The organism is Lonsdalea quercina, from assembly GCF_900107885.1.
Taxonomy (GTDB): domain Bacteria; phylum Pseudomonadota; class Gammaproteobacteria; order Enterobacterales; family Enterobacteriaceae; genus Lonsdalea; species Lonsdalea quercina.
On record NZ_FNQS01000004.1, the window covers coordinates 173,221 to 185,333 of the forward strand.

The following is a 12,113-nucleotide window of genomic DNA, read 5'->3' on the forward strand; positions in this document are numbered from 1 at the left end:
CTATAGAGATAAGTCCTGCAATCGATCAGATAGCGGTTCCTGAGTCGATTGTTCAGATTCGATGTCTTCCTTGACTTGTCGATACCAGGTCTGTTCATCCCACAGTTCAAACTTGTTGAACTGCCCGACCAGCATCACTTCTTTTGTAAGCTTTGCATGTTGCCGCAGCGTAGACGCGATTAATAAACGCCCGGCACCATCCATTTGGCACTCACTGGCGTGTCCCAGCAGCAAACGCTGAACGCGACGTTCGGCGGGATTCATGCTCGACAGGCGAGAGAGCTTCTGTTCGATGATTTCCCACTCAGGCAAGAGATAAAGCAGCAGGCATGGCTGGTGAAGGTCAATGGTGCAAACCATTTGCCCCTGCGCTTCCTCGTTCAGTACGTCCCGGTATCGGGTCGGAACGGCGAGCCGTCCTTTACTGTCGAGATTGACCAGACTTGCCCCACGAAACATGGTTGTATTTAGCCCTTCATGCCATTTTCTACCACTTTGTCCCACAAATTCCCACGCTCCAGAGTTTACGGAGGGGAGGAAAACCTTGTCAAGCAAGTACGGAGGCGGGCAGGCATTATTTTCAGCAAGTTTTAGCGGGGGAAAAACTGTTAAGAAAACACCAATAAAAAATAATGAGTATTAAGGCTGTGATTAAATAAGAGAAATTAACCAGGCCCCCTCGAATGCGTGAAAGATATACGCTTTAACAACCGATGCAATATTATTTTCACAGCCACATATCGTTACGTATTTTCTATTTTCGATAAAACCTGACTTCGTCATCACCCCCTGATTTATCTGAATTTTTTAACAATCTTTTTTGTCAAAAAGGGGTGTTCTTAAATCCCCAATGCAGTTTTGAATTGTAAAAAAACATTTTCGCTGAGAAAAACAGAATGTTTTCCATTAAGAATATCTTATCAACGGCGTCATCAATGCTTGGAAAGAATTTCTTCGGGGCAGAAAGACTGTTTATATTTACAGTGCGAATGTTTCATTTCTCGCTAATACTAATCTGTAAGGTCTAAAGCAAAGCCGATTCTAAATAAGAAAGAGAGGAACAGCGATCTGCACATCGCGTTCTCTGGAAATAAATACAATGTTTTGTTTTAAATAAGTATTTCCCTACTGATCCCGATAATACAGCCCCACAAACAGTTTGATCTTCGATACTCAGAAGTCAACTGGCGTGTTCACCCGGTTCTCATGCCTGCGCGGCGCGCTGGCTGACACCTTCGCCAGGGTGATTTACTGTTTAGTGATCGGCATGGCGATCGACATACTGATTTCAAGCATGTCGCGCCAGTAGTCGCTTTGCTTTCGGCTGCTTTTTACCCCAGTTAATACCGTTATTGCAGGGTCTTATAGGATCTACCGCAATCGCATCGTCGATTAAACTCAGGATCGGACGCCCCGAAACATCAGGACCAAAAACATCACTGGCCTGATTGTCTACATCAATTTTCAGTCGCCGGTATAGCGGGTTATTTTGCTCATCATTGGCGCCAACACCGCGCAAATGGTCACGGCCGTTAGCAGTAATGGCGTGATATCGAGGGTCATAGGCGTGGCCTTATTTCCTGGAATTTTGTCGTCAGCTGTTTTGCGTATCCGTCAAAAGCCGGGATCGCCTCGTTATCCATTAATTTTCCATTAGGGTGTGGCGTAGAAAGGTAAAAAAACTTTCTTATAAAACGGGACTTTTCTTAGGCGAAAACTCGAAAATAACACGCACTGAGTAAAAATTCGCAGAGAGATATCCAGAGGGTGTGCATTAAACAACGATGATAACGGCCGGAATAGCAGGCGTTGCCGGGAAGTTCGGCCCGGCAATATCCTATCCCTTTAACGACGACTTAATGACCCCCGGCGATAAAGACTGCGACGGATACGATAAAGTCCCGCCTTCGGCCTGCGTGGTTCATCCAAGCTCGCCAGTACCAGTTCCAGTACCCGCTCAGCCACCTCCCGGTGGCGCTGCGCGACGGACAGAACCTGACATTCCAGGAAATCCAGCAGCTCGTTGTCGCCGAACGTGGCGATAGCGAGATTATTGGGTAACCGACCGCTCTGCTTCAATGTCACGTCCATCACGCCTTGCAATAGAGGGAAAGAGGTCGTAAACAAAGCCTCCGGCATCGGGTTGTGCTGCAAATAGTCCGAGAATACCGCTGCCGCCGCACTGCGTTCGTAGCTGTTCGCGTAGAGATATTTCACCTGCCGGGGATCGTTTTCCCAGGCCTGACGAAAACCTTGTTCGCGCAGGAAACTGACGGATAATTCCGGCAACGCGCCCAGATAGAGCACCCGTTCAGCCGGAATGTTACGCAGCTCCCTCGCCAGCATTTCCGCATCTTCCCTATCCGCACCCACCACGCTGGTGAAGTGCTCACGATCTAACGCGCGGTCCAACGCGATAATCGGCAAAGGATCTTTAACCCAGCGCTGATAGAAAGGATGTTCCGGGGGCAAAGACGTGGACACGATGATGGCATCCACCTGACGCTGCAAAAGATGTTCGATGCAGCGCATTTCGTTATCGGGCTGATCTTCCGAGCATGCTATCAGCAACTGATAGCCACGCTGGCGGGCCTGACGCTCAAGATAGTTGGCAATGCGGGTATAGCTGGTATTTTCCAAATCGGGGATGACCAGGCCGATAGAACGCGTTCGTCCGGCGCGTAGCCCAGCGGCTACAGCATTGGGATGATAATTGTGTTCACGGACCACCGCCATGACCTTTTCAACGGTCTTATCGCTCACGCGATACTGCTTCGCCTTTCCGTTGATGACATAACTGGCCGTCGTACGCGAAACCCCCGCAAGACGCGCAATTTCATCCAGTTTCACTGGTAACCCCTTAATAAGTCAGTTAATGAAGAATGAATGGAATGATAGCCATAAACTAACCAAGGATATCTGCTCGATCTAACCGCACAACCTTCCGGACGGCAACCGCTTTTATCACAGTATGATGACGCTCATAGACCATTTAGGTATTGTCAGTGCCCTGCGGGAGCTGCAGCAGGTTATAACAGTGCACAGGCGCCCCTTCGAGTAAAGGCGTTGAGCGCTTAAGCGCCCGCGCCCCATATCCACAACCAGCTTGAGAGCGGTTCAGCCTCTCTATCGGTGAAAACAGCGTCGCTGACCCGAAAAACCTTTCCAACGCGCTTTTTCTTACCATTAACCCTGCCGACAAATTTTTTTATCCGCATAAACAGCCGTTTTACGGCAGATTTTCGCGGGATAAAATTCGCGTGATTTCGCTCTTCTCAAAATAGAACGCATCAACATAATGGCAGTCTTTACGTCAGGCTAATTCCGCGGACTTAAACACGTTTACACGCATTCGGGGAATTGGCTGCAAAAAACACTTTTACTACGTTAAAACTCCAAAAGAATCGGCGTTGGTCTGAAAATATCCCATGAGCCTCAGTGAGTTCAGCAAAAAATATTATCGGCGCTAACCCTCTTTTCTGACTGAAAAAGCGCGATATGGGGTCCTGTATGCCGACATAACCAGCCCAAAGACTCCACTTACCCATCGCGCGGTCTGGCTATTTTTAGAACAAATCAGGCCAAATTTATCGCCGGAAATCCCCTCTTTGTCACAAAAATCAAACGTTGACATACCCACAGTATTCAAGTACCAATAATAGAGAAGCAATTTACTAACAAACATTGGAAGACAATCAGCATGTCCCACTTCGCAAAACTACTAGGCCTACTACTTATCGCATCCAACATGCGCGGTATGCCGGTGGGCGAAATTTACAGCTGATTTTCACGCCACACCTTCAAAAAAACCCGCGCCATTGCGCGGGTTTTTTTTTACTCGCCGGGCGTCAGAATTTACTAGACAAAGGAACCAGAGCGATGAGCCAAGAAGTGATTATTTTCGATACCACATTGCGTGATGGTGAGCAGGCACTGCAGGCCAGTCTGAGCGTCAAGGAAAAGATTCAGATCGCCATGGCATTGGAGCGTATGGGGGTCGATGTGATGGAAGTGGGCTTCCCGGTCTCATCGCCTGGTGATTTCGATTCAGTACAATCCATCGCCCGGCAGATCAAAAACAGCCGCGTCTGTGCACTGGCTCGCTGTGTAGAGAAGGATATCGATGTCGCGGCTGAAGCCCTGAAAGTGGCAGACGCATTCCGTATTCATACTTTTATCGCCACCTCGCCGATGCATATCGCCACCAAGCTGCGCAGTACGCTGAATGACGTGATTGAACGCGCAACCTGTATGATCAAGCGCGCGCGCAACTACACTGACGACGTCGAGTTCTCCTGTGAAGATGCGGGACGGACGCCGATTGACGATCTGAGTCGCGTCGTGGAAGCCGCTATCAACGCCGGCGCCCGCACCATCAACATTCCAGATACCGTCGGCTACACCCTGCCTCATGAATTCGGCAATATCATCGCTTCGCTGTACCAGCGCGTTCCCAATATCGACAAAGCCATCATCTCCGTCCACACCCACGACGATCTGGGTCTGGCGGTCGGCAACGCCATGGCGGCGGTCAACGCGGGCGCCCGTCAGGTCGAAGGGACGCTGAATGGCATCGGCGAACGCGCCGGTAACTGTGCGCTGGAAGAAGTCATTATGGCGATCAAAGTGCGCCAGAAGCTGATGAATCTGCACACCAACATCAATCATCAGGAAATTTACCGCACCAGCCAGATGGTCAGTCAAATCTGCAATATGCCGATTCCGGCCAACAAAGCCGTCGTCGGCGCCAACGCCTTCGCCCACTCTTCCGGCATCCATCAGGACGGCGTTCTGAAAAATCGCGAAAACTACGAAATCATGACGCCTGAATCCATCGGTCTGAAAGAAGTGCAGCTGAACCTGACGTCGCGCTCAGGCCGTGCTGCCGTGAAACACCGCATGGAAGAGATGGGCTATAAGGAGTGCGACTACAACCTGGATGATTTGTATTCCGCCTTCCTGAAACTGGCGGACAAGAAAGGCCAGGTGTTTGATTATGATCTGGAAGCGCTGGCGTTCATCAACAATAAACAAGAAGACGCGGCCCTCTACCGCCTGGATTATTTCAGCGTACAATCAGGCTCCAGCGTCATGGCCACGGCGTCGGTCAAACTGGCCTGCGGCGAAGAAATCAAATCAGAAGCCGCCACCGGCAACGGCCCGGTCGACGCCGTCTACAAAGCCATCAACCGTATCACCGGTTTCGATATCAATCTGGTGCAGTATCAGCTGTCCGCCAAAGGTCACGGCAAAGAAGCGCTGGGTCAGGTAGACATCGTGGTCGAATATCAGAACCGTCGCTTCCACGGCGTCGGTCTGGCGACGGATATCGTCGAATCCTCCGCGAACGCCATGGTGAACGTATTGAACAATATTCAGCGCGCGCAGATGGTTGAAAAGGAATTACTGCGTTTGCAGCAGCAGAACAACAAACAAAATAGTCAGGAAACAGTGTGATGAACAAAAGTTACCATATCGCCGTACTGCCTGGTGACGGCATCGGTCCGGAAGTCATGGCGCAGGCATATAAAGTGTTGGAAGCCTTACGTCAACGTTTTGGTTTGAACATAACAACCAGCGAATATGATATCGGCGGCGCCGCCATTGACCGTCAGGGTACGCCATTGCCCATAGACACCATTACCGGCTGCGAACAGGCGAGCGCGATTCTGTTCGGTTCCGTCGGCGGTCCTAAATGGGAACATTTGCCCCCGTCTGAGCAGCCTGAGCGCGGCGCGTTACTGCCGCTGCGTAAACACTTCAGCCTGTTCAGCAACCTGCGGCCGGCCCGCCTGTATCAGGGGTTGGAAGCATTCTGCCCGCTGCGCGAAGACATCGCCGCGAAAGGCTTCGACATCCTGTGCGTCCGCGAACTGACCGGCGGGATCTATTTCGGCCAGCCGAAAGGCCGCGAAGGCAGCGGTAAAGATGAACGCGCTTTCGATACTGAGATTTATCACCGTTTCGAAATTGAACGTATTGCCCGCATCGCCTTTGAATCCGCACGTAAACGCCGTCATACCGTGACGTCTATCGACAAAGCGAACGTGTTGCAGAGCAGCATTCTTTGGCGCGAGGTCGTTACCGAAATCGCCAAAGATTACCCGGATGTGAAGCTGAACCATATGTACATCGACAATGCCACGATGCAGATGATCAAAGATCCGGCCCAGTTCGACGTAGTGCTGTGTTCCAACATCTTCGGCGACATTCTGTCCGACGAATGCGCCATGATCACCGGCTCAATGGGCATGCTGCCTTCCGCCAGCCTGAACGAATCCGGCTTCGGTCTGTATGAACCCGCAGGCGGTTCCGCGCCTGATATCGCTGGCAAAGACATCGCCAACCCGATTGCACAAATCCTGTCTGCGGCCCTGCTGCTGCGTTACAGCCTGGGTGAAGATGCCGCCGCTTCCGCCATTGAGCAAGCGGTGAATCATGCGCTGGAGGCCGGATACCGCACGGGCGATCTGGCTCGTGACGGCAAAGCCATCGGCACCAGTGAAATGGGCGACGTTATTGCCCGCTATGTCGCGGAAGGGGTGTGATCATGGGTAAAACGTTATATCAGAAATTATTTGATGCGCACGTCGTGTACGAAGCGGAAAACGAAACGCCGCTGCTGTATATCGACCGTCATCTGGTGCATGAAGTGACATCGCCCCAGGCGTTCGACGGCTTGCGCGCCAAGGGCCGCCAGCTGCGTCAGCCCGGAAAAACCTTCGCCACGATGGATCATAACGTCTCCACCCAGACGCGCGATATCAACGCCAGCGGCGAGATGGCCCGCATCCAGATGCAAGAACTGATCAAGAACTGCAAAGCATTCGGCGTACAGCTGTACGATCTGAACCACCCTTATCAGGGCATCGTTCACGTGATCGGTCCTGAGCAGGGAATGACGCTGCCGGGCATGACCATCGTCTGCGGCGACTCCCACACGGCCACACACGGCGCGTTTGGTTCGCTGGCGTTCGGCATCGGGACTTCCGAAGTCGAACACGTGATGGCGACCCAGACCCTGAAACAAGGTCGCGCGAAAACCATGAAGATTGAAGTCGCCGGCGATGCTGCTCCCGGCATCACCGCGAAAGATATCGTATTGGCGATCATCGGCAAAACCGGCAGCGCCGGGGGCACCGGTCACGTGGTCGAGTTCTGCGGCAAGGCCATCGAAGCGCTGAGCATGGAAGGCCGCATGACACTGTGCAACATGGCGATTGAAATGGGCGCCAAAGCCGGTCTTGTCGCTCCGGATGAAACGACTTTCGCCTACCTGAAAGGGCGCCAGTTCTCGCCGAAGGGTGATGAGTGGGATAAAGCCGTGGCTTACTGGAAAACGATGAAGTCAGATGCGGATGCGCAGTTTGACAGCGTCGTTACGCTGAACGCCGCCGACATCGCGCCGCAGGTCACCTGGGGCACCAACCCCGGTCAGGTGATTGGCGTGAATCAGGCCATCCCGTCACCGGAATCCTTCAACGATCCGGTCGAGCGCGCCTCCGCCGAAAAAGCGTTGAATTACATGGGGCTGAAAGCGGGGATCAAACTGACCGAGGTCGCCATCGACAAAGTCTTTATCGGCTCCTGCACCAACTCGCGGATCGAGGATCTGCGCGCCGCCGCCGCGATCGCCAAAGGCCGTAAAGTCGCTGCGGGCGTACAGGCGATGGTCGTTCCCGGCTCAGGCCCGGTAAAAGCGCAGGCGGAAGAGGAAGGTCTGGACAAGATCTTTATCGAGGCCGGCTTCGAATGGCGCCTGCCTGGCTGCTCAATGTGTCTGGCGATGAACAATGACCGTCTGAATCCGGGCGAACGCTGCGCGTCCACCAGCAACCGTAACTTCGAAGGACGTCAGGGCCGTGCCGGCCGGACTCATCTGGTCAGCCCCGCAATGGCCGCCGCGGCCGCGGTGACCGGGCGTTTCGCCGACATTCGTGAACTGAACTGAGAGGGATAACCCATGACTAAATTTACTCAACATACTGGTCTGGTCGTCCCGCTGGACAACGCCAACGTCGATACCGATGCCATCATTCCCAAGCAGTTTCTGCAGAAGGTGACCCGTACCGGTTTCGGCCAGCACCTGTTCAACGACTGGCGTTTTCTGGATGATGCGGGCCAGCAGCCTAATCCCGAATTCGTGCTGAACCAGCCTCGTTACAAAGGCGCCAGCATCCTGCTGACCCGTGAAAACTTCGGCTGCGGTTCATCCCGCGAACATGCGCCGTGGGCGCTGACCGACTACGGGTTTAGCGTGGTGATTGCGCCGAGCTTCGCTGATATTTTCTACGGTAACGCCTTGAACAACCAGCTGCTGCCGGTTCGACTGAGCGACGCCGACGTCGACGAGCTGTTCACCCTGGTAGAAAACCACGAAGGCATTACCTTCACCGTCGACCTGGAAGCTCAGATCGTGAAGGCGGGCGACAAGAGTTATCCGTTTGAAATCGATAGCTTCCGTCGCCACTGCATGATCAATGGTCTGGATAACATCGGCCTGACGCTGCAACACGAAGCGGCAATTGCCCGCTATGAGGAAACGCAGCCGACGTTCCTACGTTAAGGCTTATCCGCTCATCCTGTCCCAGGCCCGCTTAAGCGGGCCTGTTCTTATCCCTCCCGGCGCGGCCCCTGACACCAATACGCCATAAACGCCATCGACTCTCGCGCTATACCCCGCTCGCCCACCAGATATCGTCGCAAGGCTTTAACCACCGATGATTCGGCAGCTACCCAGCCGAAAAACTGCCCGTGCTGACTCTCCGCCCTTTCCCACAACAGTTCGTCGTCCGGGACTTCCGTTAACGACACGACGGAAGGCATGATTGGGACCTGCGGCAAGATAAGCGCATCGCGTACCGCATCCAACAGCCGCACTCCGTGTTTTGCCCCGCATTCCTCCCGCGGCAACCAATGAATATCAGCGAAGGAGAAATGGCTGAGATCCTGACAGTCGGCACGAAGCGGCAATTCGATAAAAGCCTGAACCTGAGGCGGCGACGCCTGACCGGCCAGTTGTTCCAGAATCCCCTTCACGGCGGGAAACGCGGTTTCGTCAGCGATTAGCAACGCCCGGCGGGTCTGTTCGGTGGGCAGCCACTCATAGCCGCCTTGGTGGCTCTGCGAGGCGGCGCAGGGCGCCACCATTTGAAGGCGATCGCCCGGTTCAGCGCGCATCGCCCACGATGACGCAGGACCTTCCGTGCCGTGAATGACGAACTCCACCTCCACTTCCCCCGCAGCCGCATTCAGGCGGCGAAGGGTATAGGTCCGCGCAATCGGACGTTGGCGTTTCGGCAACGCCAGCAGCTCGGCATACCAATTCGCGACGTCCGGCAGTTGAGACGGCGTGCCATCGATCGCCGGAAACAGGAGTTTGATGCGCTGATCGGGCGCGCCGGTCGTCATCTGGCTCACCGACTCGCCGCTAAAAACACAGCGCATCATGGACGGACTCAGTCGCTGCTTACGCGCCAGCGCAACCTCGAAAATCTTGTACTCTTTCGCTCCCGCCATACTCATTCCCTTGGGTTTCCACCGTATATGAGCCAGGAATGTTAGCATTCAAGTGATAATGAGAACAATTATTGATACTGGCATTTACAGAGAGTGGAAGCAGCCTCGCAAAGTGAGATGAAGAATGAACATGCAGGCTATTGAGGCGGTTCAGAAGGGGGAGAAATAACCGAAAAATGGCATTCGTTATCCAGCAACAAATGCCATTGTTTTGATGGGATTAACGCACCAGCGCCCCTGCGAGTGACGCCATCATGGTGGACAGAACAAAAATGGATAAGAACACCGAGACCAGCGCCAGAACGAAGGCGAACAGACCGGCCCTATTCCAGCTATTCTGTACGCGTTTGAACGTTTCCACATCATCATAGTCGGCGTTCTGCCACGCCCATTCGTTGCCTTTGAAGCCGCACACAAACATCCAGACAATGTTCAATACAGGAATAAAGCACAATAGCGGCAGATAGGTTTTGTTGCCGATACCCCAGACGATGTTGAACATAAATGCGCCCCAGTTCCATCCCTTTACTTCTCTTGGTACTGCTTTTCCATATTCGGCCATGTGCGAGTTTTCCTTTCAAAATAGAACAAAAATAAAACGCTGCGGACAATACAACGGGTTACATTCGAGCTTCAACTATTTTGTATCGACACTATGATCAGCCAATCATTTAATTTAATTGATCTTTCGCATGGTGGGCGCGTCGGTGAATATTATCCCGGTGCGACAGCAAATTCATGGGAAGCGGCGCAAAAAAAATCAGGCAGAGGCCCAATGGACTTCTGCCTGATTTGGCGTCAGGAAAGCAGAATGCTTTCCTGACAGCAGCTAACGATTATTCGTTGATGCGAGGATGCTGGTCGATCAGCATCTGGCGTTTCTTCTCCAGCTCGGTGATTTGCACGTTAATGTCTTCGATTTTATGCTCGATATTATCGTGATGCTCACGCAGCAGCTCTTTGGCCTCACTCAGGTCAGAAGCCGCAGGCGTGGCGCCTTTCAGCGGCTTGTTGGCCGTTTCCTTCATGAAGATCCCTGTAATCAGTCCAACAACGGCGATAACCATCAGGTAATAGGCTGGCATAAACAGGTTATTGCTGGCTTCGACCAACCAGGCTACTGCTGCTGGCGTCAGACCGGCAATCAGAATAGCAATGTTGAACGCGCTGGCCAGCGCACTGTAGCGAATGTGCGTCGGGAACATAGCGGGAAGGGAAGAAGCCATGACCCCGGTAAAGGCGTTCAAAATCACCGCCAAGATCAGCAGTCCCAGGAAAATCAGGCCAATCACGCCGCTGTTGATCATCATGAAGCACGGGATTGCCAGCAGGAACATCGCTATGCTGCCGATCACTACGAATGGTTTACGTCCGAAGCGATCGCTCAGCAGCCCCATCACCGGCTGAACAAACAGCATCCCAATCATGATGGCGATGATGATCAGCACGCCGTGGTTCTCGGAGTAGTGCAGGTTATGCGACAGATAGCTCGGCATGTAAGTCAGCAGCATGTAGTAGGTGACATTGGTGGCAATCACCAACCCCGTACAGGCCAGCAGACCTTTCCAGTGTTTTGTTGCGATCTCTTTAAACGAGACTCTGGGACCGCTGCTCAAACCGTCGCGATCGTCTTTTTCCATTTTATCAACGTGTTGCTGAAACGCAGGTGTTTCTTCCAGCGCATGACGCAGATAAAGGCCGATGATCCCTAACGGCAGCGCCAGGAAGAACGGGATACGCCAGCCCCATTCCAGAAACGCGGCTTCGCCGACGATGGCGGAGATCAGCACCACGACGCCCGCGCCCAGCACAAACCCGGCGATGGAACCGAAGTCCAGCCAGCTCCCCATGAATCCGCGCTTCCGGTCCGGGGAGTATTCAGCGACGAAGATCGACGCGCCGGTATATTCGCCGCCCACGGAGAAGCCCTGGGCCATTTTGGCCAGCAGCAGCAGTATCGGCGCCCAGATCCCAATGGAGTTATAGGACGGTATCAAGCCGATACAGAATGTACTGACCGACATGATGATAATGGTGATGGCCAATATTTTCTGACGGCCGTATTTGTCGCCCAAGGAGCCGAAGAACAGCCCGCCCAACGGACGAATCAGGAAAGGAACAGAGAATGTCGCCAATGCGGCGATCATCTGGACGCTGGGGTTAGCGCCGGGGAAGAAGACCTGGCCCAATGCATAAGCCACAAAGCCATACACACCAAAATCGAACCATTCCATGGCATTGCCGAGCGCAGCTGCGGTAATGGCTTTACGTAAACGAGTGTCGTCAATAATGGTGACATCGCCCAGAACGATGGGTTGTGCCTTTTTTCTACGTAACTTCATAGTGAATTATTTTACCTGTTTTAATGTAATAGACTGAATTGAAACGTCTCACTGAAGGATGGTCACATCAAGATAGTTTTTTATTTCGCTATAACCGATTAACCCAGTTTCATTTACTAGCATGTTACCATAGGTTGAATGTTTATATCGACTTTGACGTTCCTTTACACACTTCTATAGCCCATATTAGCATAAGATACGGTTACTTATTTCAGCCCAAAAAAAAGCCGACGGAATAACCGTCGGCAGGTG

General features: G+C 52.9%; 10 protein-coding genes. 5 read left to right on the plus strand and 5 right to left on the minus strand.

All coding sequences use genetic code 11. The annotated features are described in order from the left end of the window. Complete coding sequence (mraZ, locus tag BLU64_RS07660) at positions 1-459, minus strand: division/cell wall cluster transcriptional repressor MraZ (RefSeq protein WP_026741699.1); 459 nt, start codon at positions 457-459, stop codon at positions 1-3. 730 nt (positions 460-1,189) lie between these two features. Between mraZ and alaE the strand changes: the two genes are divergently transcribed. Next, a complete protein-coding gene (gene alaE, locus BLU64_RS17865; RefSeq protein ID WP_157755365.1) occupies positions 1,190-1,309 on the plus strand; it encodes an L-alanine exporter AlaE in 120 nt (39 codons plus the stop codon). 536 nt (positions 1,310-1,845) lie between these two features. Here alaE and cra read toward each other — a convergent pair. Then, positions 1,846-2,850, minus strand: a complete 1,005-nt coding sequence (gene cra, locus BLU64_RS07670; RefSeq protein WP_074728297.1) for a catabolite repressor/activator — start codon at positions 2,848-2,850, stop codon at positions 1,846-1,848. 1,029 nt (positions 2,851-3,879) lie between these two features. Between cra and leuA the strand changes: the two genes are divergently transcribed. From leuA to leuD, 4 genes are read left to right on the plus strand one after another with little or no spacing between them, the layout of a single operon-like run. Next, positions 3,880-5,457, plus strand: coding sequence for a 2-isopropylmalate synthase (leuA, locus tag BLU64_RS07675; RefSeq protein ID WP_026741697.1), 1,578 nt, complete (start codon positions 3,880-3,882; stop codon positions 5,455-5,457). After that, entirely contained in the window at positions 5,457-6,548 is a 1,092-nt protein-coding gene (gene leuB, locus BLU64_RS07680; protein WP_026741696.1) for a 3-isopropylmalate dehydrogenase, read from the plus strand. The genes leuA and leuB overlap by 1 nt, the downstream gene beginning before the upstream one ends. A gap of 2 nt (positions 6,549-6,550) precedes the next feature. Next, positions 6,551-7,951, plus strand: a complete 1,401-nt coding sequence (gene leuC / locus BLU64_RS07685) for a 3-isopropylmalate dehydratase large subunit (protein ID WP_026741695.1) — start codon at positions 6,551-6,553, stop codon at positions 7,949-7,951. A 12-nt stretch (positions 7,952-7,963) separates the two neighbouring features. Then, positions 7,964-8,566 (plus strand): 3-isopropylmalate dehydratase small subunit, encoded by a 603-nt coding sequence (gene leuD, locus BLU64_RS07690; RefSeq protein WP_026741694.1) that lies wholly within the window; start codon positions 7,964-7,966, stop codon positions 8,564-8,566. Positions 8,567-8,613: 47 nt separating this feature from the next. On the opposite strand, the gene BLU64_RS07695 is transcribed toward leuD, so the two are convergent. The 3 genes from BLU64_RS07695 to proP form a co-directional block, all read right to left on the minus strand. Beyond that, entirely contained in the window at positions 8,614-9,519 is a 906-nt protein-coding gene (locus tag BLU64_RS07695) for a siderophore-interacting protein (RefSeq protein ID WP_026741693.1), read from the minus strand. 220 nt (positions 9,520-9,739) lie between these two features. Beyond that, on the minus strand, positions 9,740-10,081 hold the full coding sequence (locus BLU64_RS07700; RefSeq protein WP_074728298.1) for a ribonuclease G: 342 nt from the start codon (positions 10,079-10,081) through the stop codon (positions 9,740-9,742). 274 nt (positions 10,082-10,355) lie between these two features. After that, positions 10,356-11,861, minus strand: a complete 1,506-nt coding sequence (gene proP / locus BLU64_RS07705; protein ID WP_026741691.1) for a glycine betaine/L-proline transporter ProP — start codon at positions 11,859-11,861, stop codon at positions 10,356-10,358. Between the last annotated feature and the right edge of the window lie 252 nt (positions 11,862-12,113).